The sequence below is a fragment of the Pleomorphochaeta sp. DL1XJH-081 genome, from assembly GCF_049310885.1.
Taxonomy (GTDB): Bacteria; Spirochaetota; Spirochaetia; order Sphaerochaetales; family Sphaerochaetaceae; genus CAYZJV01.
This window is the reverse complement of sequence record NZ_JBMDYO010000003.1, coordinates 17,117-42,503: the sequence shown is the minus strand read 5'-3', so window position 1 is coordinate 42,503 and position 25,387 is coordinate 17,117. Positions and strand designations below refer to the sequence as shown.

Annotated in this window: 17 protein-coding genes; 12 read left to right on the top strand and 5 right to left on the bottom strand. The window is 44.6% G+C overall.

All coding sequences use genetic code 11. The annotated features are described in order from the left end of the window. Positions 1-14: 14 nt before the first annotated feature. Together ACODJP_RS06735 and pth are read right to left on the bottom strand one after the other, a co-directional pair. Positions 15-3,392, bottom strand: coding sequence for an alpha-amylase family glycosyl hydrolase (locus tag ACODJP_RS06735; RefSeq protein WP_422479823.1), 3,378 nt, complete (start codon positions 3,390-3,392; stop codon positions 15-17). Between the two features lie 88 nt (positions 3,393-3,480). Beyond that, positions 3,481-4,053, bottom strand: a complete 573-nt coding sequence (pth, locus tag ACODJP_RS06730) for an aminoacyl-tRNA hydrolase (protein WP_422479821.1) — start codon at positions 4,051-4,053, stop codon at positions 3,481-3,483. A 53-nt stretch (positions 4,054-4,106) separates the two neighbouring features. Here pth and ACODJP_RS06725 point away from each other — a divergent pair, with 53 nt between their 5' ends. Genes ACODJP_RS06725 through ACODJP_RS06715 form a run of 3 tightly spaced genes read left to right on the top strand, consistent with a single transcriptional unit; the run spans position 4,107 to position 9,029 of the window. Beyond that, positions 4,107-4,436, top strand: a complete 330-nt coding sequence (locus ACODJP_RS06725; RefSeq protein WP_422479819.1) for an NGG1p interacting factor NIF3 — start codon at positions 4,107-4,109, stop codon at positions 4,434-4,436. Between the two features lie 35 nt (positions 4,437-4,471). Further along, on the top strand, positions 4,472-8,056 hold the full coding sequence (metH, locus tag ACODJP_RS06720; protein ID WP_422479817.1) for a methionine synthase: 3,585 nt from the start codon (positions 4,472-4,474) through the stop codon (positions 8,054-8,056). 10 nt (positions 8,057-8,066) lie between these two features. After that, complete coding sequence (locus ACODJP_RS06715; RefSeq protein WP_422479815.1) at positions 8,067-9,029, top strand: methylenetetrahydrofolate reductase; 963 nt, start codon at positions 8,067-8,069, stop codon at positions 9,027-9,029. A 6-nt stretch (positions 9,030-9,035) separates the two neighbouring features. Here the strand turns inward: ACODJP_RS06715 and ACODJP_RS06710 are convergent, their stop codons facing one another. Then, positions 9,036-9,689: an endonuclease III domain-containing protein gene (locus ACODJP_RS06710; RefSeq protein ID WP_422479813.1), complete on the bottom strand. Its 654-nt coding sequence runs from the start codon at positions 9,687-9,689 to the stop codon at positions 9,036-9,038. A 116-nt stretch (positions 9,690-9,805) separates the two neighbouring features. On the opposite strand from ACODJP_RS06710, the gene aroF reads away from it, so the two are divergent. From aroF to ACODJP_RS06690, 4 genes are read left to right on the top strand one after another with little or no spacing between them, the layout of a single operon-like run. After that, a complete protein-coding gene (aroF, locus tag ACODJP_RS06705; RefSeq protein ID WP_422479811.1) occupies positions 9,806-11,725 on the top strand; it encodes a 3-deoxy-7-phosphoheptulonate synthase in 1,920 nt (639 codons plus the stop codon). 5 nt (positions 11,726-11,730) lie between these two features. Then, the gene (locus tag ACODJP_RS06700; protein WP_422479809.1) at positions 11,731-12,255 is read left to right on the top strand and encodes a DUF4416 family protein; all 525 of its coding nucleotides are present in this window, start codon (positions 11,731-11,733) and stop codon (positions 12,253-12,255) included. A gap of 24 nt (positions 12,256-12,279) precedes the next feature. Further along, on the top strand, positions 12,280-13,095 hold the full coding sequence (locus tag ACODJP_RS06695) for a hypothetical protein (protein ID WP_422479807.1): 816 nt from the start codon (positions 12,280-12,282) through the stop codon (positions 13,093-13,095). A 26-nt stretch (positions 13,096-13,121) separates the two neighbouring features. Further along, the gene (locus ACODJP_RS06690) at positions 13,122-14,330 is read left to right on the top strand and encodes an L-serine ammonia-lyase (protein WP_422479805.1); all 1,209 of its coding nucleotides are present in this window, start codon (positions 13,122-13,124) and stop codon (positions 14,328-14,330) included. Positions 14,331-14,370: 40 nt separating this feature from the next. Here the strand turns inward: ACODJP_RS06690 and leuS are convergent, their stop codons facing one another. Continuing rightward, positions 14,371-16,887 (bottom strand): leucine--tRNA ligase, encoded by a 2,517-nt coding sequence (gene leuS / locus ACODJP_RS06685; RefSeq protein ID WP_422479803.1) that lies wholly within the window; start codon positions 16,885-16,887, stop codon positions 14,371-14,373. A 31-nt stretch (positions 16,888-16,918) separates the two neighbouring features. Then, positions 16,919-18,190, bottom strand: a complete 1,272-nt coding sequence (locus tag ACODJP_RS06680) for a hemolysin family protein (protein ID WP_422479801.1) — start codon at positions 18,188-18,190, stop codon at positions 16,919-16,921. Positions 18,191-18,414: 224 nt separating this feature from the next. Between ACODJP_RS06680 and ACODJP_RS06675 the strand changes: the two genes are divergently transcribed. Genes ACODJP_RS06675 through ACODJP_RS06655 form a run of 5 tightly spaced genes read left to right on the top strand, consistent with a single transcriptional unit; the run spans position 18,415 to position 25,379 of the window. Further along, a complete protein-coding gene (locus tag ACODJP_RS06675) occupies positions 18,415-19,794 on the top strand; it encodes a deoxyribodipyrimidine photo-lyase (protein ID WP_422479799.1) in 1,380 nt (459 codons plus the stop codon). Position 19,795: 1 nt separating this feature from the next. Further along, positions 19,796-20,788, top strand: a complete 993-nt coding sequence (locus tag ACODJP_RS06670) for an alpha/beta fold hydrolase (protein ID WP_422479797.1) — start codon at positions 19,796-19,798, stop codon at positions 20,786-20,788. 46 nt (positions 20,789-20,834) lie between these two features. After that, positions 20,835-22,652 (top strand): DNA topoisomerase IV subunit B, encoded by a 1,818-nt coding sequence (locus ACODJP_RS06665; protein ID WP_422479795.1) that lies wholly within the window; start codon positions 20,835-20,837, stop codon positions 22,650-22,652. Beyond that, positions 22,652-24,661: a DNA topoisomerase IV subunit A gene (locus ACODJP_RS06660; RefSeq protein WP_422479793.1), complete on the top strand. Its 2,010-nt coding sequence runs from the start codon at positions 22,652-22,654 to the stop codon at positions 24,659-24,661. Before ACODJP_RS06665 ends, ACODJP_RS06660 begins: the two co-directional genes overlap by 1 nt. After that, positions 24,654-25,379 (top strand): RluA family pseudouridine synthase, encoded by a 726-nt coding sequence (locus ACODJP_RS06655; RefSeq protein ID WP_422479791.1) that lies wholly within the window; start codon positions 24,654-24,656, stop codon positions 25,377-25,379. Before ACODJP_RS06660 ends, ACODJP_RS06655 begins: the two co-directional genes overlap by 8 nt. The last annotated feature ends 8 nt before the right edge of the window (positions 25,380-25,387 follow it).

The window sequence follows — 25,387 nt, the reverse complement described above, 5'->3', positions numbered from 1 at the left end:
TCGTTATGCATAAGTCAATTCACTTGTTCCAGAAGGGTTCTGACCTTATATTGGGCTCGTAGATCCGCTTTCAACCATGAGGAAAGAAGCTTCTCCAAATTATTTTGTCCATCGGCGGTACTATGTACGCAGGCACCAAGGGAGATTAGGAATACAGTCTCTTGGAACGATTCCTTTCGATACCATTGTACATGCTGGTATTCGTTCCACCCTACTGAGCGTTTGAATTCGGGACTATCGAAGAGACGTTCCAGACATCGCTTTGGGTTTGGTTCGTTATCATGTAACTCCATGCGAATTTCCTTGATATCAAGTGTAATGTAGATTGCTCTTCTCAATATTTCCTCAAGAGCAAATTCATCAATACCTAGACGTTGTGCATGATCAGCAAAAAACTTACCTAACAGAAGACTCTCATTGATATAACCAGCTTCATGCATTGTTGTGTCAGGAAAAACAAAAGCTTTTAGGATGAGCGAAGAGAGCACTAAAAGGGGCAATTCATCCATGACCATACCACCTGAAGAGAGGAGTTTGGAACCATTGGACGGGTTGAGGCAATTGATGAATGCTTCAAGTTCTTGGAGGAGTTGTTTTGGTTGTATTTCAGCAGAGAGAGATGGAATGGCATCCACTGTCATTTGGGGAAGTGTCTCATAGAGTGCCGTCAGGCGAGCATAGGCTTCTCCTGCCATGAGGATGAATTTCTTTAGATCCTTACTCTTGATAGTCTTCCCTTCGATAATACTGTGTATTGTCCCAAACATGAATGGAGAACGGAAGTTTTCTAAGGCTTGGAATACCGGCTGTAGTCTTATTGCAGCCAAATCCCGCTCCAGTGTCGAAGTTCCATTACCCTCGAGGTATCGGTACAATGCCTCGTAAGTTCCATCATGGTCCTCCACTTCTCGAATGTTAAGCAAGATTCGGGTTTCAAATCCATTCAAAGAAACCCACATTCCTTCATCGAATACAGTCATCGATGGTACGATATAGGTCAGGCGGTCAGGGAAACTTTCATACAGCATGTATTGTCGACCACCGACGGTGAGTCCCAAACTTTCCCCTAATGATTTCGTTCGGGTTGTTCGTCCTCCATCTGAATGCCGTACCAGCTTTGGAACCGAAGAGAAAATTCTTCCCTGTGCATGTTCATACTGGTTGTTGTACAGTACCAAAGCTCTTCTTTCATGAGTTCCATTCACATATGCATAGACGGACTCACTTACAGAATCGCCGTCGAGAACGTCAAAAAGATCGAAATAGTCTACGCCACTGAAAGCATATCTGATTTTTAGAAGGGGGAATATTCTCTTATGATGTTCACCTATCAAGTGGTCATTCGGATATTCGTTCCAGTAGGCTCTTCGATACTCCATTCCGTATTTTTCTTTGAACCCTTCAACTTGCCCATGGCCGAACATGGGAAGTCCAGGCATGGTAGACAAGAGAGTACAGACTCCAAAATACTTATCACCATCTCCAAATTGGGCAATCGCGGTCTCCTCATCTGGATTGTTCATGAAATTGACGAAGCGTTTGAGGATTTCAGGATCGAAAGCAAGTGTGTTCTTAATAGTATCGCGATATTTCTTATTTTCCTGATTCTTGAGCATATTCATGAATGCACTGTTATATACTCTATGCATGCCAAGAGTCCTGACAAAGTAGCTTTCCATCATCCAGAAAGCCTCTGCGAGAAGTAATGTATCGGGAACCTCTTTGGCAACACGATCAACTACCTCTCTCCAAAATTCCTGAGGCATTCTTTGTGCGAACTCCTCATTGTCCATCCCTGCTTCCGCACGTCCAGGTATATCGCCACCACTACCTGGTTGGGGATACCACAATCTTTGGACATGACGTTTCGCAAGCGTCATCGCCGCATCGAATCGTATTACATGGAAGTTCCTTGCCACATGGAGTATTTGTTGAATGACAGCTTCTCTAGTATTTGGATTGAGGAAATCAAGCTGTGCAGTGTCATTCCAGGGCATAGAAGTACCATCATTACCATGAAAAATGTAGGTAGTCTCATGGGTTTGTTTGTCTCTTCTCCTGTAGGTCACTGCAGCATCGGTACGGTCAAAATAGTGGTCCTCAATCTTAACCTCGATTCGAGGATCCGGTGAAAGGTCCTCCCCATTGAATGAATAAGATGGAAATGGTGGATAGGGTGTCCGAATGAAATATTCAGGATGATAGAGAGCCCAATCGCTATCGAGTCCAGTGTGGTTGGGAACCATATCACTGGCAAGTCGGATACCTCTTGCTTTGCATCGTTCATCCAAATTCTTGAGTGCTGCCCAACCACCTATACTTGTAGCAATATCGTATCCCTTAAGAGAATAAGCTGAAGCCTCAGCTTCGGGATTACCACAAAGATTTTTAATTTTTTTTGAGGCATTGCTTCTCTCCCAGATGCCTATCAACCATAATCCGGTAAATCCGCGTTCAGCCATAAGATCCAATTCACGATCCGGTATTTTGTCGAGCGTATCAACTGGATAACCGTAATAACGAGATAATTGATCCATCCAAACCAAGGTGCTTTTTGCCAATAGAATTACGTTAGGCATCCAGTTCTGGTCTGAACTGTAGGCTTCATATTCCATATCAGGAGAGCCATAGGAAGGAACTTCGATCGGACCAGGTCCTGCGCCATGAAATCGTGGTTTCTCTTCTTCTTGGACGAAGTCGATAGCACGTAGCAGGTGCCTCTGTAAGTTCTCGGGAATCAGGTCTTTCCACTTTCTGAGGATGTAACTTATTTGTGCTGTAAGAGAATCAGGGTGGGCTTTCGCTGGTCCGGTGAGAAATGAAAACAAATCCTCATCATATTCTCCAACTCGTGGAGCTGATCTTGTATAACCACCCATCAAAGCTGTAATTGCCATGGAAGCTGGGGGGAATTGGATTCCTTCCGGTTTAATGAAAGGTTTTGCGGCTTTGGTGAGTGCAGGATTTTCTAGCATGACTTGATGGATAAAAAAACCTCTGGTTGATTCCTCCATCAAGTATGGAGCGGTTGGACGGCTTTTATTGAGTAAAGGTGATGGAAATTCCCTAGAGAAGAAGACCAGAACATCCTGACAGGAGTGGTTTTTGGTTATCTGTGGGGTCAGTCGAGTGAAGAAGTCGTGATCTTGCTCTACTAGATATCTTGAGACTACCGATTGGTACAGAAGGTGGAGAATCCCCGTAGCATGAAGTTTTGCAGCCGAAATGAAAACCTCTCCTCCCTCCCTCTTCTGAGTGGAATTATATGTATGGGCAAGAGCTTTCGCTTGCTCGTACATGCCTTCAAGTTGATCCTCTGAAGCAAAAACCGGTTCTTCATAGGAAATTTCTTGTCGGGTTTTACGTGCAATCCGAAAATCTCTTGCTGCCATACTATTCCCCCTGATGGTCCATGTTTTATTAATGCGAATCTACTATTCCAGTATCGCCTTCAGAGTCGTTGACGTCAACAGAAATCCCTTATTCACCTAGAGTGAAGAAAAGAGGTAAATCCCCGATTTTGCATCCCCCTGCGATCCAATTACGTAAAATTTCGTGATTTCGATCGAATATCAGAGGAAGTTCAGCATCCTCCATGGGTGAGAATTTACCCAGTACATATGAGGTGACGTCTCCCCTTTGGGGACGTCCTATACCAATCCTCAATCGTATGAAGTCTTTTGAACCGATTGCAGTCTTTATAGATCTGAGACCGTTATGTCCAGCCATGCCCCCTCCGACTTGTATGCGAGTTGTGGCAAACGGGAGTTCCAAATCATCATGGACTACGAGAATTTCTTCTGGCTTGATGGAAAAGTATTTCGCCATCGCCCCAACACATATACCGCTCTCATTCATATAGGTCATAGGTTTTACGAGGTAAATTCTTGTGTTAGCGATTTCTGTCTTGGTCCATAATCCATGGAATTTCTCTTGCCAATTGATCGCTGGAGGGATTTCCGGTAGAGATTCAAGAAATAACCAACCACTATTATGTCGGGTCCTATGGTAAGTTTTTCCTTTGTTGCCAAGAAAGACGATGAGACGTATCATGATTTCATCATCATAGTTTTTTATTACGTACGGAGCAAGAGAAGGGGGAAGGTATGTATATGCTTGTCTTTCATGTCCCTGTATCCCATGTGGAACAGGTCAAGGAGGCGGTATTCGCCGCAGGAGCCGGAACAATGGGAAATTATGAAAAATGTTGTTGGCAGGTTATTGGCACTGGCCAATTCCTCCCTATGGAAGGTTCTTCCCCGTATATCGGTTCAGTTGGTGAAATCGAGAGGGTAGACGAATACCGTGTTGAAATGACTGTTGACGAATCGGTAATATCTGCAGTTGTATCGGCTCTTCTCTCTGCACATCCCTATGAAGTTCCTTCCTATCAACTAGTGCCGGTGCTTACTCTTGAGCATACAGATTTCAACTGATACACTGCCCCAAATCGTCTTCTTGGGGGAAATGCATGACCCGCATTGAATACCTGGTCGAGCTGGCCGAAAAAAAAGTTCTCGTACTTGACGGTGCGATGGGAACAAAAATTCAAAAAATCCCACTGACCGATGATGATGTTACTTTTGAGAATATCGGTCCAGCATATGGTTGTAATGAACTACTTAACCTTACCCGTAGTGACGAAATCTTAGATATACATCTCTCATACATCAATGCAGGTGCAGATATCATAGAAACCAATACGTTCGGCGCCAATGCCTTCTCTTTGGCAGAGTACGGTTTCTCAGACCATGTTTACGATATCAACCTTGCCGCTGTTGAAATCGCTAAAGCTGCAGCGGAGATCATCGAAACACAGGAGCCCTCCAGATATGTATTCATAGCAGGAGTAGTAGGGCCGACTGGTAAATCGCTCTCATTCTCTCCATCTGTCGATGACCCCTCCTACCGTGATGTGTCATTCGATGATTTTGTGTTTATGTACAAACAGCAGATGAGTGCTTTGGTCGACGGTGGGGTAGATCTGCTATTGATCGAGACGGTATTTGATACTTTAGTGGCAAAGGCAGCAGTCGTAGCTGCATTGGAAATCATGGAGGAACAGGGAAAAGATATTCCTCTCATGGTTTCAGCTACCTTCAGTGATAAGAGTGCTCGGACTTTGTCGGGACAAACTCTTGAGGCTTTGGTGGATACCTTATCTCCCTACCCACTATTTTCGCTTGGAATCAATTGTTCAACAGGACCTCAAGAGATGATTCCTCTGCTACAACGGCTCTCTGAGATTTCTCCATTCAGAATCAGCGCTCATCCAAATGCAGGGTTTCCTGATAATGAGGGTAACTATCGGCAGACACCCCGCGATATGGCGCATCTGTTGATGCCAGAGTTGGAAGCCGGGCACTTGAACATTCTTGGTGGATGTTGTGGAACCACAGAACAACATATAATTGAGATGGCTAGGGCTGCTCGTGGTGTCAAACCACGAAGAATTCCTCCAGTCCAAGAACGACTTGGAGTTTGTGGGCTGGAACCGCTGAGAAAGGATATTCATGACCGTTTCATAGCGGTAGGAGAGAGAACTAATGTAGCCGGTTCTCGAAAATTTGCTCGACTTATCAAAGAGAAACGCTACGATCAAGCATTGAGCATTGCCAAGAGTCAGATTGGGCAAGGAGCAACGGTAATTGACATCTGTATGGACGATGCTCTCATCGATCCGGTGGAATCCATGGTCACATTCCTTAGACTAGCTGCAGCGGAACCCGAAATCTCTCGTGTTCCCTTTATGATCGATTCATCGAATTGGGAGGTTGTGGTCGCAGGCTTGAAAGAGGTTCAAGGTCGTGCCATCGTAAATTCTATCAGTCTAAAAGAGGGCAATGCTTTATTTTTGGAAAGGGCGCGATATATTCAGAAGATGGGTGCAGCCATGGTCGTCATGCTCTTTGATGAAGAGGGTCAGGCTGATACTTTTGAACGTAAATGCCAGGTAGCGGATAGGGCATATCACCTATTAGTCGACTCCGGAATCTGCCGCCCTGGTTCGATTATCTTCGATCCGAATGTATTGGCGATAGCAACAGGGATCGATGGACATGATAGATATGCTAATGATTTCATACGGGCGGTGAAGTGGATAAAGTCCCATTATCCAGCGGTTTCCATTAGTGGTGGGATTAGCAACCTTTCTTTCTCTTTCCGGGGAAACAATACCCTAAGAGAAGCTATCCATTCCATTTTTTTGGACTACGCGATTGAATCGGGTCTTTCTATGGCAATTATTAATCCTTCTACTCTCATGGATTCCAAGCGAATCCCATCCCAAGCCGCTTCGGTAATAAGGCGAGCAATTTTGGCAGACGAAGACAACCCTAAAAATGCTCGCGATGCATTGGTCCAACTTGCAATGACTCCTTTTGAATGGGATGGCAAGATTGAATCCAAGGGGAAGGAACAGGAACGGAAAGAATGGCGATCATTCTCCGTCGGTGAACGACTTTCCCATGCTCTGCTGATTGGAGAAGATTCCTATTTGAAACAGGATTTGGCGGAAACAATGAATTCTGACCCGGTCTCCGTGATTGAAGGACCCCTGATGGATGGTATGGCCTATGTAGGGAAACTGTTTGGAGAAGGAAAATTGTTTCTACCCCAAGTTGTCCGGTCGGCGCGTGTCATGAAACAAGCAGTGGACATCTTACAACCTCGATTGGATCTTTTGAACACCAAGGCAAGCCGTAGTAGCGGGACCATAGTTCTTGCTACGGTAAAGGGAGATGTCCATGATATCGGGAAAAATATTGTTTCTCTCGTACTCAAATGTAATAACTTCGAGGTAATCGATTTGGGTGTTATGGTTCCTGCTAAGGATATCCTTGATGCAGCCAAAAAGTACTCTGCCGATATTGTAGGGTTAAGCGGTCTGATCACGCCATCGCTCTCAGAGATGGCCAACATTTGCAAACTGTTTGACCAATCTGGTCTACAGATACCTATCATGGTGGGAGGAGCGACTACAAGCGAAGAACATACCGCACTAAAATTATCACCATGTTATGGATCTCGAGTATTCCATTCCACAGATGCATCGAATGCCGTTGCTGTTGCACTCAAGCTGGTCTCTGCTGGAAGAGAGGGTTTCATTAAGGAAATTGAGGGTCGATATGCGAAAGTCCGGGAATTGAATAGCAAATCCCATGGTAGTGGGATTTGGGTATTGCCTCGAGCGATTGAACACCGGTATTTGAAGAAGCATCCCGCTCCTATGCCATCTTGTCATGGTGTCTATACTGTAGGAGATATTTCGCTTGGAGATTTGGTAAGGCGAATACGATGGAATATGATTGCATCAGGTTGGCGAGTTCCTCCCAAATCGGAGGAGGCTCAAAAATTGCGATTAGATGCAGAACAGTTGTTAGCTTCTAGTCGAGTGACTTCTGTCTTTTCCAGAGCTTTCAAAGCAGTGGTTGGAATCTTTTCCGCAAAGAGGGTGGGAGACCGATCGATTGAAGTAACTACTGGAAATTTTTCCCAAACTTTCGAGTTCTTACGCATGCAAACTCCTGGCAGAGATGGATATTGCCGATCCTTAGCTGACTATATACACCCTTCCCAACCTGATACTATAGGTATGTTTGTTGCGACTGCAGGTCTTGGAGTCGAATCTTTGGTCGAATCTTTCAGGATTCAGGGGGAGGAGTACCAAGCTCTCCTGATATCGATGATTGCTGATCGTCTTGCGGAAGCTTTCAGTGAATATCTTGAGGATAGACTTTCCTCCTCATGGTGGAAGCTAGGAGATGCAACAGTAATTCGACCTGCAATCGGCTACCCCTCAGCACCTGATCATATACAGAAAAAACAGGTATTTTCCCTTCTGGAAGCAACGGAGCGTATTGGTGTAGAATTAACCGAGGGTTTCGCCATGAAGCCTGCTGCCTCTGTCTGCGGATTTTATTTTGCAGGAGAAGGTAGCTCCTATTTCTCTCTTGGAGCTATTGGTAAAGACCAGCTTTCCGAATATGCTGGAAAAACGGGTAGAACTGTAGAAGAATTGGAACAGACCATGCGAATTGATGCAGAGCAGGGATGAAGGAGCCGAGATGAAAGTTACAGATATTATTTCACAAGCAAAAGGACCACTCTTTACTTTCGAGCTTCTTCCTCCTTTGAAAGGCCATACTATGGAGGCTTTGAACGCAGCGATCGAAACATTAATTCCTTACCATCCTGCCTATATCAATATAACAAACCATCAGATGGAAGTAGTTTACATAGAGAGACCCGATGGACTGATGGAACGCAGGACTACCCGAAAGCGACCTGGAACCGTAGGACTTGCAGCCGCAATTCAGCACAGATATGGCATTCCAGTAGTGCCTCACCTTATTTGTGGAGGACAAACGAAAGAGCAACTGGAAGACCAATTGGTTGAATTGAACTTTCTGGGGATAGAGAATGTGCTTGCTTTACGTGGAGATCCTCCACATGGGGAACGTCGATTCATAGCCGCTAAAGGTGGGTATGACCATACGGATGGTATGGTTGCGCAGATTGCGGCTACAAATCGCGGAGAATACCTGGATCCCACATTGCGTGATCCTGCTCCTACCTCCTTTTGTATAGGTATAGCGGGATATCCGGAAAAACATGCTGAAGCTCCAAATTTGGAACATGATATCGCAATGTTGAAGAAGAAGGTCGATGCTGGTGCCGATTATATCGTTACACAAATGTTTTTCATAAATGAAAGGTTCTTCTCTTTTGTCGAACAGTGTAGGAATGCGGGAATTACTGTTCCTATTATTCCTGGAATTAAACCTATCCAAAGGAAAAGTGATATCGACCTGTTGCCCCAGACCTTTCGTGTCGATCTACCTGTATCACTGGTAAAGGCTATTGAGGAGAGTTCCTCAGCTGCTCAGGTCCGAAGAATTGGGATTGATTATTGTATCGATCAGGTAACTGAGTTGATAAAAGCGAAGGTTCCAGGGGTACATTTCTATACACAAGGGAGAGCTGAACCTATAGCAAAGATTGTCGAAGCAACATTCGACCTTGGATGATCACGTCTATCGGGACGTTTTCACTCCCTTCTTTTGGCATACATCTACAACAGGACACTGAGAACAGAGTGGTGAGATCGGTTTGCATATTCGTTGCCCAAAAGTGACTAAAAGTTCATTAAGAGGTATCCAATAATGGCGAGGCATAATTTTCTCCAAAGCCAATTCCGATTGTTCAGGTGTTTTAGTCTCTATCCATCCCATTCGGTTGGAGATCCGGTGGACATGCGTATCAACACAAATTGCATCGATACCGAATCCTAGATTTAAGGTAAGATTCGCTGTCTTCACCCCTACTCCCGGAAGAGATAATAAGGTATCCCGTCTAGAAGGGACTTCTCCACAAAATTTTTGTATCAAGATTTGCGAAATAGCCAGTATGTTTTCCGCCTTTACACGGTAGAAGCCAGCAGGATATATTGCTCTTTCAACGACCTCTTTAGGGATATGGATCATTTTTTGAGGAGTATCGGCAATTTTAAAGAGCCTTCTTGAAGCCGCTATGGTGACTTCATCCTTAGTACGTAATGAGATTATTGTGGAAATGAGCACTCTAAAGGGATTATGATTTTCTTGTGCAATCGTTGAAACCGAGGGGAGATCTTCATCAGAACTACGTATACTCATCTTCATTCTTGTAAAAATATCATCCCAATCCATTTCCTAAAGCTCCTCCCGCGGATGTAAGCTATCATAGCCAAATCCAAGTGATATGGACAACTACTCAATAGTTGAACCTTGACAGCAAATGGTAAAAGATTTAGGTTTCTTCTACCATGATCATTATTCTCAAACAACACATAAGCGATGCTCAAAAGAGTTCTATAAAGGATTTCCTGAAAGGCCGAGGCTTCAAAGTTAAGGAAATCATAGGTCAGGAAGAGACTGTCCTCGGTGCAGTGGGGACCAATCGGATCGATATTAGGGAAGTTTCATTACTCGAAGGAGTAGCCGATGTAATTCCTATTTCCAAACCATTCAAATTGGCTTCCAGAGAACTTAAGAAGAGCGATACAATCGTACAAGTCGGAAAGGTTAAGATCGGGGGACAGCGCATTGTGATGATGGCTGGGCCTTGTGCAGTGGAAAGCCGACAACAGATTATGGAGATAGCCTCCCAGGTACGAGATGCCGGTGCTGTTATTCTTCGTGGAGGAGCTTTCAAACCAAGAACAAGTCCCTATGCATTCCAAGGTTTGGGAGAAGAGGGTTTGCGATATCTACGGGAAGCCGGCGATGCCTATGATATGCCGGTTACTACAGAGGTTGTCAGTCCGAGGGACGTTACGATGATGTTGGATTACATCGATATGTTCCAAATTGGCGCTCGGAATATGCAGAATTTCGAATTGCTCAAGGAGGTCGGTAGCACTGGTCGACCAGTATTGCTAAAGAGAGGTCTTTCTGCAACCATTGAAGAATGGCTCATGGCAGCCGAATATTTGATGGCTTCTGGAACTGACCAGATTATTCTCTGTGAACGTGGAATTAGAACCTATGAGAGGGCAACTAGGAATACGCTGGATATCAGTGCAATTCCAGTTGTGCAAAAATTGACTCATCTGCCAGTAGTCGCCGATCCAAGTCATGCAACAGGACTGAGGGATATGGTTGCGCCCATGTCTCTCGCTATTGTTGCTGCAGGAGCAAGTGGTTTGATTGTCGAGGTCCACAATAATCCTGATAAAGCCTTCTCGGATGGTCCACAGTCATTGTATCCACAGCAATTCGATAAGTTGATGCATGATATCCAAGCTCTTTGCCCGGTAGTCGGTAAATCGTTGGAACGCATTCCGAGGTCACAAATCATTATTGGAGAAAAGCCTTCAAAGAGTGTTCCAACACAAAAGGATTCTCCCCTGAGAATCGCATTCCAGGGAGAACCTGGTGCATACAGTGAACAGGCGATTCGTTTTATTTTTGATGAGACTGCAGAGACTGTTCCCTGTAGGAGCTTTTCAGACGCATTCGAGGCTGTGTCGGCGGGTGAAGCCGCCTATGGAATGCTTCCTGTCGAAAATACGCTTGGGGGAACCATAAACGAGACCCTCGACCTACTCAATAGCCATCCAGATCTGACCGTTGTAGGGGAGAAACAAATCCGTATACGGCACAATTTGATTGGTATTCCAGGAACCTCACTTAGCCAAATCCGGCAAGTTTTTTCACATCCACAAGCATTAGCCCAATGCGCAGAATTCCTGGCGAAGGAACTGCCTAATGCAGAGGCGGTACCTTTTTTTGATACAGCTGGAGCCGTAGCCCATATCGCCAAAGTGAAAGATCGCTCCTGTGCCGCGATTGCGAGCTCGATTGCTGCCACTTACCATCACATGGAGATCCTCCAAGAGAGTTTGGAAACCGACAGCAGCAACTTTACCCGGTTTTATATCATCTGCAGGGAGGAACAGGCTGAAGTGTTCCGTAGTGCTATGGTAGTGAATCGTATTGCTATGGTCTTTTCTGTAAATGACAGACCGGGATCCTTGTTTGAGGTTCTCCAGATTCTCTCAAAGTATGGTCTCAATATGAAAAAATTGGAGTCTAGGCCAATCCCGGGCAAGCCTTGGGAATATGCATTCTTCATTGAATCTGAGTTGATTCCAGAGGACCAATTCACGAAAGCGATCGAAGAATTGACAGCCGCTTGTACCACATTCAGGATTCTCGGGACCTTCCACGGAGACAGGAGGTAACTAGCATGGCAAGTCCTAGACCATTCCGTCCAGTGAAATTGGTCATAGGAGTCTTGTCAGTAAATACTGAAGCCCATTCCCGATTGTTTTCTCTTGTTGAAGAGACATTTGGTCCGATTGAGTTTGTGACCGAAGCGATTCCATTCGACTATACCAAATACTACGATAGGGAGATGGGAGCTCATCCGGATCGATTTTTCATCGTATGTAAAAATCTGGTCGATCCTGCGATGTTGGCACAGTTTAAAACGCGGTCCAATGAGATAGAAGTTCTGTTCATGAAAGAGGGTAATCGGAAGATCAATCTTGATCCAGGTATGCTATCCGCAGAGAATTTAATTCTAGCTACAACCAAGAATAGAAGTCATAGAATTCCTTTGAATAATGGGATTTATGGGGAACTCACGCTTATGTATAGTGACAAGGAATTCCAAAGTTTTCCATGGACGTATGCCGACTATGCCAGTGAGTCGTTCAAGTCATTCTTCTATCGATTGAGAGTTTCCTATTTGGAGCAATTGAAGCATTGATCTCGTAAGCGACGTTATCTGGGTATGAGAAGTCGTTTATCTCTCTATTTCCGCTGTATAATCGTATGTTCCGCACTACTGCTATTCTCAGGTTGTGAACAGAACCTTTGGATCGAAGTTTCTCTCGGAGAGGATCATCCTTGGGAAGTGTCTTCAGGAAGAAGATTTTGGTATACTGTCATCTATCAAGGGCTTCATGGAGTTGAACAACAGCAGCTATCAATTGGAGTACGCACCTTCCGGTTACTTGTTCCTCCCTCTTCCACATGTATTATCGCTGCTTTTCCTTTAGGCCAAGGGATTCCTTTTGGAGGGGCTTACCAAGCCCAAAGTAGTGGAAGTACCGTTACATTGGAACTACGCGATGGCCTATTGGCAAAAACCTTACTCCAAGTCGCCCAGAATTGGCCAGAACCTGTTCAGACAGTGAATTTCTATCGACTCGCCAAGGAAATTTCGTATATCGATTCGCGTGGAATCGCCATTGATTGGAATCGGCTAGCAAAAGATTTGGTGAGTGGTGGATTGGATTCCGATTCATTGAAACAAAGTAATATGATGCACATCGAAATCTCTGATCTGATTGGTGGACATTGGATAGCAGAGTCTCCCTGGATCACTTCATTCTATGCTTTCTCTTCGATGGTTTCTGGGATTGGGGAGCTTCCACCAGGTATTTTCCGCTATATAAATCTTGCTGCAAAGGTAGAGCTCCGATTGGTAGTACCAGATGATGATTCGCAACAGGTCTTTTGGCATTTGGTGCCACTAGATGCTCTACTCAGGATCTCCGATGCTGTTTATCAGAAACTCTTGGAGGACGATGGAGACTTCCCATAGCACAAGGAAATCGATAGAGTATGCGCATGGAATCGATAAGAGAGCTTTACAGGATTGGATATGGTCCCTCTAGTAGCCATACGATGGGACCGAGGTACGCTGCGCAGCGCTTCCTCTCAGAACAAACGGATGCTGACCATTTTGAAGCGGAACTCTATGGAAGTCTTGCTGCTACAGGAAAAGGGCACCTTACAGATACAACTTTGAGGGAAGTGTTCGGTCAAAAGGAGAAAGCCCTTACTATCCACTGGTATCCTGAGCAGTTCAAACCTTATCATCCTAATGCCCTTACACTTAAAGCTTTTGATGGAAACGATTCTCTTGTTCGTGAAAAGACCTATTACAGCGTTGGCGGAGGGAAAGTGGTTGAGGAGGGAGATGTCCTCTCTTCCCAAAAACAAACCTACCCCAAATATTTGAGCAAAATGGATCATATCCTTGCCTACTGTAGAAAAGAGGGAATGCAACTATGGGAGCTGGTTGTAAAATATGAGGGAAGGGAAATACTCACCTTTGTAGAAGAAGTCTGGAATGTCATGGTCTCTGCAATAGAGCGTGGTTTAGATGAGGAGGGAGTTCTTCCCGGAGGGTTGAAACTACCAAGAAAAGCGTCCCAATATTTTGCCCAAGCTAAGGATATGTCGGGTCCTGTCGGAACCTCTTCCCGTGCAATCAGTTATGCTTTGGCTGTAGCTGAGGAGAATGCTGGGGGAGGTCAGATCGTGACAGCTCCAACTTGTGGTTCGTGTGGAGTTCTTCCAGGGGTACTCTACTACATCAGGAACCAATATAAATTACCGAAGATAAAGATACTACGTGCTCTTCTTACTGCAGGTCTTATCGGGAACTTGGTAAAGACAAATGGATCGATATCTGGTGCTGAAGTCGGATGTCAAGGAGAAGTTGGAGTTGCCTGCGCGATGGCATCAGGTGCCGTCGCCCAACTCTTGGGAGGCTCGATCCATCAGATTGAATACGCAGCCGAAATGGGCTTGGAACATCATCTTGGTTTAACCTGTGACCCCATGATGGGATTGGTGCAGATCCCTTGTATCGAAAGGAATGCACTTGGTGCGATGCGGGCACTGGATCATGCAAACTATGCCCTGTTATCGGATGGAAGGCATAAAGTATCATTCGATGATGTTGTGGATGTTATGATGGAGACCGGCCAAGCACTACCCTCATTATACCGAGAGACATCATTGGGAGGTCTTAGCAGGATTAAAAGTTGAACATGGAAGCAATGGCAACCATTGCCTCCATGTTGGATATTTAGCCTTTCACGACTATATTGACTAGTTTGTCAGGAACAACAATCGTTTTAATGATGGTCTTGCCTTCTGTAAGTTCGATGATCCTCTCCTGCTTCATCGCTTCTGAGAGGATTGCATCTTTCGCGATTCCTTTCGCTGTTTGGATCTTTGCCCGTAACTTTCCATTGATTTGGATTACGATTTCAACTTCATCATCTATTGTCAACTCTTCACGATACTTTGGCCAATTCTGGTTAGCGACTGAGGGTTTATGACCAGCCATTTCCCATAGTTCCTCAGCCAAATGAGGGACATAAGGTGCTAACATGAGAATCAGAGCCTCCCAGATAGAGCGAGGCAAATCCTCAATCTTATACAATTCATTGACTAGAATCATCATCTGGGAAATCGCGGTATTGAAGTCAAGACTATTGGTATCTTTGGTAACCTTCTTGATAGTCTTATGAAGAACCTTCAACATATATTCGGAGGGTGCATCCTCAGAGATTGTACGTTCAGTCAATCTCCAGACACGGTCTAGGAATCTATATACCCCAGAGAGTCCTGTAGTAGCCCATGGCTTTGAAACTTGGAGTGGCCCCATGAACATCTCGTATGTCCGCATGGCATCCGCTCCATAATCATTGATGATCTCATCAGGATTGATGACATTCTTCAAGCTTTTGGACATTTTGGCGATAACACGTTCGAGTTTTTCTCCCGTAGCTTTTTCCACGTATGTGTCGGGTGCTATCTCCTCAACTTCGTCGGTCGCCACGAGAGTTTTGTCGGCCCGCTGATAGGCGAATGAAGTGATCATTCCTTGGTTCACCAGTCGTTGGAAAGGTTCTATAGTGTTCACAATTCCCAAGTCATAAAGGACTTTATGCCAGAATCTTGCATAGAGAAGGTGTAAGACAGCATGCTCCGCACCTCCTACATACAAATCCACTGGCATCCAGTAATCAATGGCTTCCTTGGATGCTAAAGCTTCTGAATTATGGGGATCCAAATATCTGAGATAGTACCAACAGGAACCCGCCCATTGTGGCATAGTATTAGTTTCCCGTTTGGCAGGACCTCCACACGAAGGACATGTCGTTTCAACCCATTCGGGAATAGTAACCAATGGACTCTCACCTGTTCCCGATGGTGTGTAGGAATCAACTTCGGGAAGAGTTAAGGGGAGTTGGTCCTCCGGTACAGGTACGGTACCACAAGAGGTACAATGGACCAATGGGATTGGTTCTCCCCAATAACGCTGACGGCTGAATACCCAGTCACGTAACTTATAGTTAATGGTTCGTTTGCCAATACCCTGTTCTTCCAGCCAGGAATTCATCGTCTCAATAGCGTCCTCTTTGTTCAATCCATCGAGGAATCCTGAATTTACATGGATACCATCTTCAGTCCAAGCCTGTTCTTGAACATTGACTTCACTTTTCAGGACTTCAATGATAGGGAGATCAAATTTTTTGGCGAATTCCCAGTCTCGGGTATCGTGTGCAGGAACAGCCATAATGGCTCCAGTTCCATAAGATACCAATACATAGTCGGCAATCCATATTGGTATCTTCTTCTTATTGACTGGATTAATTGCATAACTTCCACTGAATACGCCCGTTTTATCCTTAGCCAAGTCGGTTCTTTCCAAGTCGGATTTATGGGAAGCTTGATGGATGTATTCTTCCACAGCTTCTCTTTGTGTTTCAGTTGTCAGTTTTTCGACCAAAGGATGTTCAGGGGCGACGACCATATACGTAGCGCCGAAAAGTGTATCACTTCTTGTTGTGTAGACTTCTAGGCTATCCCCAAGCTTTTCCAGTTTGAATTGGACACTGGCGCCTTCGCTCCTACCAATCCAATTGCTTTGCATGCTCTTTATGGAATCAGACCAATCAAGAGTATCCAGATCGTTGAGCAAACGATCCGCATAGGCTGTTATCTTGAGAATCCATTGACGAATATTCTTTCTTGATACAAGAGAGCCGCATCGTTCGCATTTGCCATCCTTGACCTCTTCATTGGAAAGTCCGGTAAGACAACTGGGACACCAATTTATTGGAGTTTCCGCTTCGTAGGCTAGGCCTTTCTTGTATAGTTGTAAAAAGATCCATTGGGTCCAACGGTAGTATTCTTCCGTATGGGTCGAGACTTCCCGATCCCAGTCATAACAGAAACCGAGACTTTTTATCTGTTTTCGGAAATTCTCAATATTCTTTTCAGTTGTAGTCCTTGGGTGTGTCCCTGTCTTGATTGCATAGTTTTCGGCAGGTAGACCAAAGGAGTCAAAACCCATGGGATGTAGTACATTGTACCCATTCATACGAAGATACCGGCAATAAATATCAGTTGCGGTATATCCTTCAGGGTGCCCTACATGGAGGCCTGCTCCCGATGGATAAGGAAACATGTCCAATACATATTTGCGCTTTTCGATAGGAACCGAAGGATCTTCAGTTACTTTGAATGTTCGGTTCTTATCCCAGAATTCCTGCCATTTTTTCTCTATTTCGCTAAAAGGATACGTACTCATGCGCGCATCATACAACCGACTCCAAAGGGTGTCAATGGAAGTCGTTCTGTTGATAATCCTCTCCTGGTTGGATAGGTGTGAGACGAACCGATTCTATTCTCTTCCCTTTCATGGAAACAATGGTGAAGATTCCGTAGGGGAAGGATATCTCTTCTCCAGGGACAGGGATAGTCCCCAACTGCTCGATCAGGAAAGCTGCCAAAGTACAGGAGAGGTCGGTACGTTTGATCTCCAGGTCCAGTTCATCATTGATTTGTTGCATGGTCGTATCGGCTTTGATCAAATATGTACCCGATTCTTCCGACTTGATCCGTAATAATTCTCCGGTTTCATGTTCATCATAAATTTCACCAAAAAGCTGTTCTACAATATCTTCCATTGATACGATTCCCGACAATCCTCCATATTCATCTAAAACGACAGCGATCTGGAGTTTTCCTTTCTGAAATTGGAAGAGCATGGAGTCAACTTTACGAGTCTCTGGGACGAAAATAGGGGTATGGGTAAACTCGGATAACGGTTGGTCGAGCCTACCATCCACCTCTGCGATCAACGCATCCCGAACCAGCAATATACCGGTGATATTCTCTGGACTTTCATGATAAACAGGTATCCTGGAGTATCCACTGGCGATTATCGGGGGGAATGCCTCTCTAAGACTGATGGAATCCGAGAGACTGAATACCTCTGTCCTGTGTGTCATGATTGATTTCACCGGTGCTTCACTGAAATGGAGGACTCTCTGAACCAGGCTTGTCTCGTATTCATCCACGATTCCTTCATTTTCAGCGACATCCACAACATGCATGAGGCTGTCAAGGGAAAGGGATGCTTTCTCTTCTGTTGCGAACATCCGTGTAATGAGAGAACTCAGCCAGCGAATGACCATAATTATGGGGTAAAGGACGATAGTTAGGAATTTTATTGGATAGGCGGAGAGTCGTGCCATTGCTGTGTTATAGGTAATGGAGAGATGTTTTGGAGTAATTTCCCCAAAAATTAAAATAAGGAATGTCAGTATTCCCGTAGCTATACTTATGGCAGTGTTTCCCCAAATTGAGATCGCTAGCGTTGTGGTTAGCGCAGATGCTGTAAGATTGACGATGTTGTTTCCAATGAGGATGGTTGTCAATAATAGATCGGGCGTTTTAGCAAGTCGTGCGGCAAGACGACTTGAACGACGATCATCAGTCTCCAGTTCTCTAATTTGTAAAAAGGAAAGAGAGGTATAGGCCGTTTCCGATCCGCTGAAAAATGCGGAAAGAAACAACAGTATGATAATTGCACCAATATGGAGGCTCATAGAGTCCTCCAATGTCGTCTACACTGGGGACCTGTACTCTCAGGCTCCGAATTGTCTGTACTAGGTAAAGGATCTTCCATAGGGGTCTACTATACTAGAAAGTCGGTGGATAAGGCAAGCTATGAAAACAACATACAAGGATTGCTGGAAATATCTGTCATGTGGCTGCCAAACCACCTCCGCTATGGTATTGTTTTTCCAAAAGGATTTGGTATGGAGGGCATATGGTACCACAAGAGCGGATACGAATGCGTAACAGTAAGCCAGTGATAGGAGAGAGAACTTATATTCTCTATTGGATGCAGAGTGCACAACGTGTCCAGGAAAATCCAGCGCTCTCATACGCAATCGAAATAGCCAATTCACTCCACAAGCCATTGATAGTCTGTTTTGGGTTGACCGGTGATTTCCTGAATGCCACCAAGCGACATTACCGATTTCTTTTGGAAGGGTTATCGGATGTCGAAACACGATTGAAGGAGATGGGCATTCGGTTCGTGCTATCTCCAGAAGGGCCGATTGAAGGACCGCTCCGTCTGGCTGGAGATGCTGCAATGATGGTTACCGATTTTGCTTATGGGAAGCTGGAACGACTCTGGAGAAAAGAGGTAGCGGCTAGAGTTTCGTGTAGCTTGGTCCAAATAGAGACGAATGTAGTGGTACCTGTAGAGACAGCATCTTCCAAAGAGGAGTATTCTGCTGCCACTTTAAGAAGGAAAATTGAACCGATGATAGCCCATTTTGTATCATCCATACCCCTTCGAGCTATTAAGATATCATCTACAGATATCGCATTGAATATACCTGAATTATCGTTATCGGATATTCCTCATATCATGTCTACGGTTAATATTCCATCAGGAGCTTCCGAATGCAGCTGGATTAGCGGGGGAGAAACAGCTGCCCAAAACCAGTTGAACGATTTCATTGAGAATCGTTTGGAAGGGTATGGTTCACGGCATAACGATCCTGCTGATCCATACGACTCTGGTCTTAGCCCCTACCTCCACTTTGGACATATTTCACCAGTATCAATCTATAACGAGGTCGTAGGTAAGGCTGTTGGGGACGTCTCGGATTTTATCGAAGAATTAATCGTCAGACGTGAACTCGCAATCAATTTCGTATACTACAATCCACGCTATGATAGCTATAGCGGCTTACCAGAATGGGCACAGAAAAGTCTTTCCAAACATGAAGTAGACCCAAGGGAGTACTGCTATACCTATAGAGAACTTCTATCGGCAAAGACGCATGATCCGTATTGGAATGCCGCCCAGCAGGAATTGGTATACTTCGGAACAATGCATGGGTATATGCGGATGTATTGGGGTAAGAAGATTCTCGAGTGGTCTCCGTCTCCCCAACAGGCTTTCTCTACTGCTCTGGATTTGAACAATAGATTTCAGTTGGATGGACGAGATCCAAATGGCTATGCAGGGGTAGCATGGTGCTTTGGCAAGCACGATAGGCCGTGGGTAGAACGGCCCATATTCGGTAATGTTCGGTATATGAATGACAAAGGGTTGGAGAGGAAGTTTGCGATCAAACGGTATGTCGAAAGAATTGAGAAGGCGAAGGAGCGTAGTTTTGGAAAAGAGTAGCATGACTAAAAAGAAATCTTATCTCATATCAGCATTGTTGTTTGTAGCTTTTCTGTTCTTCAGTTCCTGTTTGCTCCCCTATGCTTTCACCGTATCACAGTCCGAAGGTTCCCATCCAACTATCAAACCCTATGCAGAGTCACAGTACATGTTAGTCGATGGTGTTTGGATCCACTATCGTTCTTTAGTCCCTTTGGATCCGCACCCACAGGGAAAGGTCCTATTGGTACACGGGTTGGGCGGCTCAACTTATTCTTTCGATCGTATGATCGACGTACTGAAAAAAGAGGGATATATAATAGTCGCGGTAGATCTCCCTGGTTTCGGATATAGCGGGCGTCCAGAAAAATTCGATCATAGTCAAACTAGTAGAGCTAAATTACTATGGTCCCTATTATCTGATCTGGATAGGAATTCCTCAATTTCCGAGTTCTCCGCAATGCCTTGGCATCTGGTGGGTCATAGCATGGGTGGGGGTACAGTAGCTGCCATGGCTGTTGCTGATCCTTACAGAAGCGCAAGTCTCACTCTCATAGCAGGCGCTTTGGAGGATAGGCAGTCTATTCTCAACACTTTGGTCAATTTCCCTCCCTTTGCACGATGGACACAAATTTATTTGGAACGTTCCTTGCTGACCGAGGAGCGTGTCACAAAAATACTAGAAGAAGCATATGGACGTGTTCCTACTTCGAAGGAGGTCTCTGCATACTTGGTCCCTCTTGAGATTTCTGGGACAGCACGAAGCTTGACCAATTTTGCCAAGACCTCTGAATCGATTCCACTTTCAGTGGTGGGAACTTTGGATATACCGGTATCTGGAATCTGGGGGGAACTCGACACAATTGTGCCATTGGAAAAATCGAGGGTCATTGGGAAATACTTGCCCCACATGCGTCTCTATGTGATTGGAGGTTCAGCTCATATTCCAATGGAAACCCATCCTGAAAAGACGAATTTTGCACTTATTGAGTTTCTTTCCGAAAACCAAAGATGATCACTAGACTTTCCAAGTAGCGATAAAGCGTATATACTGAATACCCATGGCAAAGAAAAAATCTCCAGCAGGTCCAATGGCCTATGATGAGAGCAAAATACAGACTCTAAGTGCTCTTGAGCATATCCGTCTACGTCCAGGAATGTATATCGGAAGACTAGGAGACGGATCCCATTTTGAAGATGGCATATATGTGTTGCTGAAAGAGGTCATAGACAATAGTGTCGATGAATTTATTATGGACTATGGAGCCCGGATCACCATTCGACTGGATGATGATAAGGTGTCCATCCGTGACTTTGGACGAGGAATTCCATTAGGTAAGGTTATCGATTGTGTATCTATCATTAATACCGGAGGAAAATTCAACAATGAAGTGTTCCAGTTTTCTGTTGGATTGAATGGTGTTGGTACGAAAGCTGTCAATGCATTGTCCTCCCATTTTAGAGTAGTCTCCTATCGGGATGGTGTAACGTTTGAAGCTCTTTTCGCCAAAGGAGAATTGGTGAGTAGTAAGAAGGGTAAAAGCGAGGAGCCTAATGGAACGTTGATCGAGTTCATCCCAGATCACGATCCCGACATTTTCGGTAACTATAAATTCAATGATGAGTTTATAGAGGAACGCCTTTGGAACTATGCCTATTTGAATATGGGCCTCTCCATCGATTACAATAAGAAGATTTTTTCAAGTAAACGTGGGTTGCTCGATTTATTGGATAAGCAAGTGGGTGTTGATGGGATGTATACGATCATCCACCACCGTTCTGATAAATTGGAGTTTGCCTTTACCCACACCCAGAATTACGGAGAGAACTATTTTTCCTACGTGAATGGACAACATACCAGTGATGGGGGAACACACTTATGGGCCTTCAAGGAAGGAATCCTGAAAGGAATAAACGAGTTCTATAAGAAATCCTATACTGCCCCCGATGTCCGAGACGGGCTAACGGGAGCAATTTCCATCAAATTGCAGGATCCTGTCTTCGAAAGCCAGACAAAGAACAAATTGGGGAATACTGAGGTACGAACCTGGATTGCCCAAGAGGTGAGGGAAGCAATCGTCGACTTTCTCATGAAGAATCCTGATGATGCCACCAAGTTATCGGATAAGATTGCAAGCAATGAAAAATTACGGAAAGAGTTGGCGGCAGTAAAGGGCGCCGCCAGGGATGCTGCCAAGAAGGTTTCCATAAATATCCCCAAACTCAAAGATTGTAAATATCATCTCAATCAAAATGGCGAGAAGGGTGAGAAGACCATGATCTTTCTCACCGAAGGCGATTCCGCTTCGGGCTCAATGGTTAGTGTCCGGGATGTGCATACCCAGGCTATTTTCAGTCTTCGGGGTAAAGTATTGAATGTGTTCGATAAGAAACGGACCGAAATATATAAGAATGAAGAACTGTATAATCTCATGATTGCACTTGGAGTCGAAAACGGTGTCGATGGGTTGCGATATGGAAAGGTGATAATCGCAACCGATGCAGATACCGATGGTTTCCATATCAGGAATCTTCTGATGACCTATTTCTTAACCTATTTTGAGGATCTGGTGTTGGCTGGACGTCTATTCATTTTAGAAACTCCGTTATTCCGTGTCAGGAATAAGCAAGAGACCGTTTACTGTTATAGCGAAAGGGAACGGGATGTTGCTGTCCAAAGTATTCGAGGAGCTGAAATCACACGATTTAAAGGTTTGGGAGAAATCAATCCTTCCGAGTTCCGACAGTTTATAGGGGATCAGATGCGTCTCATTCCCGTCTCGATAGCTTCTTCACGGGAAATGCATCTGACTATGAAGTTTTATATGGGAGATAATACTCCCGACCGTCGTGAATTTATCATGGAGAATCTCATTTAATGGCACACGCTGAATCAGTATTCAAAGTCAATTTTCTCGAGTATGCCTCTTACGTTATCAAGGATAGGGCAATACCCGATATCATAGATGGATTAAAACCCGTTCAAAGAAGGATCCTTCATTCATTATTCGAGATGGATGACGGTAAATTCCACAAAGTTGCCAATGTCGTTGGTCACTGTATGAAATATCATCCTCACGGCGATGCTTCAATTGGCGACGCATTAGTGAACTTGGCGAATATGGCTCTGTTCATCGATAGGCAGGGTAACTTTGGCAATGTGATGACCGGAGACCCGGCAGCTGCATCCCGTTATATCGAGTGCCGAATTTTACCCTTTGCAAAAAAAGTCCTATACAATCCCGAGTTGACTGAGTTCGTGGATTCGTATGATGGGAGAAACAAGGAACCTCTTACGTTTCCGGCTAAATTACCTGTAGTGCTTATTCAAGGTGCGGAGGGTATTGCTGTCGGAATGTCCACGAGAATCCTCCCCCATAATCTGATAGAGGTAATTGATGCTATCGGATCTGTGCTCAAGGGAGAGAGTTTTGAATTGTTCCCCGATTTTATAACAGGCGGACTCATGGATGTTTCGTCATATGATGAGGGCAATGGGAAAGTCTTAGTTCGGGCAAAACTCAATACCAAGGATGCAAAAAGGATCGTGATAGAGGAGTTACCTTTTGGTGTTACCACTGAAAAAATGATCAAGTCGGTAGAGGATGCGGCAAAGAAGGGAAAGATTAAGATTGCCAGCATAAACGATTACACTACCGACCAGGTGAATATTGAAATTGTACTTGCACGGAATACCTACTCAGATGACGTGGTAGATGCTTTATATGCTTTTACGGCATGTGAACAATCCATCTCGGTCAATCCCTTGGTCATTTGTGAGGGTATCCCTCGAATCATGCCAGTCTCCGAGATGATCCAATATCATGCGAAGTATCTTGTAGAGGTCCTTCAGCGGGAACTGGAAATGGAGAAAGGACATCTTCTCGATCGTCTCCATGCTCGGACTTTGGAGCGAATTTTTGTTGAAGAGCGTATCTATAAAAAGATTGAACAGAAGCGATCCCAAGAAGAGATTGAAAAGGCTGTAATCAGTGGTTTCAAACCATTTTCTGATCAGATATCTGGATCAGTTACGGTAGATGATGTTGAACGTCTTCTTAAGATTCCTATCCGAAGGATCAGTCTTTTCGATATTGAGAAAAATCGGCACGAAATTGAGGAAATTAATGCTCGGCTTGAGGAGATTACTTTCCATCTGGAGCACCTAGTCGACTATGCTCTGGCGTATCTTGCGGAGATGAGAAAACTTTCGGATCCAAAGACTCGAGAGCGGAGAACTGTAATAGGATCCTTCAAGAAGGTGGATGCGAAAGAGGTTGCCAACAGGGATCTGTCTTTGAGATATGATAGCAGTACCGGTTATCTCGGGTACGGTTTAAAAAGTGGTACGGTCCAATGTTTGGTCTCTCCCTTTGATAGGATTTTAATAATCCAGAAAGAGGGAACCTATTTTGTCACAGACGCTCCTGAAAAGCTGTTTGTGGGGAAAGGGATGCGATACTGTATTATCGCTGATAAGGAAGAGCTGGAGAAAACCGTTTTCACTATCATCTATCAAGAGAAATCATTGAAATATCTCTTTATAAAGCGATGTAAGATTACACAATTTATCTTGAACAGGACATATGAGCTTCTTCCGGAAGGAAATTACAAGCTCTATACCCTCTCCGCATTGGAGGATGCTAGGATTACTATCACCTTTAAAAAGGGGAAAGGGTATAGAAATCTGGAAGATCGAACCTATTTTTCCCGATTCCTCGTAAAAGGGATTAAAGCAAATGGAGTGCGGTTAAGCACCAAAGAGGCCCAAACCATACGGATAAAGTATGAACAGGATCCGAAAGCTGAAGATGGTGATGAACCCTCACTCTTTAAGGATATAGACCCCTTTGATGATGAACCGGATGAGGAGAACAGCAATGCATAGTCTTGCACCAAGAATTCTATTTGAAGACAACCATTTAATTATAATCAATAAAATGCCAGGGGAACTTGTCCAAGGGGACAAGACCGGGGATGCGACACTTGCCGATACGGTGAAGGACTACCTTCGAGAAACCTACAATAAGCCAGGAAATATCTTTTTAGGAATTCCCCATCGTATCGATCGGCCCACCAGTGGTGTGGTTGTCTATGCCAAGACAGAAAAAGCCCTTGTGCGCATGAATTCTATGTTCCGCTCTGCTGATGAGGTCCAAAAGACCTACTGGGCTGTAGTGGACAAGCTTCCAACACAGGATGAGGGGCTGGTGGTCCATCATGTCACCCGAGATACAAAGAAGAATAAGACTTTTGCTTCTGTCCAGAAGCGTAATAATAGCCAAGAGGCTCGCATGACGTATAAGGTAGTAGCTGCTTCGAAGTCGTTTTACCTTTTAGAAATCGGACTACTTACAGGAAGACATCACCAAATACGGGCTCAGTTGGCTGCGATGGGGAGCCATATAAAAGGTGATCTCAAATATGGGGCTCAGCGATCGAATGAAGACGGTGGTATCCATTTACATGCTAGAAGTATCTCATTCCTTCATCCAGTAAAGAAACAGAGATTGACCGTATTGGCCAAACCTCCAAAAGATGTTGTCTGGGATTATCTCTCCTCGGTTGTATCTGGAGCGAATGATAAAACTTGGTTTATGGATTAATTTCCAAA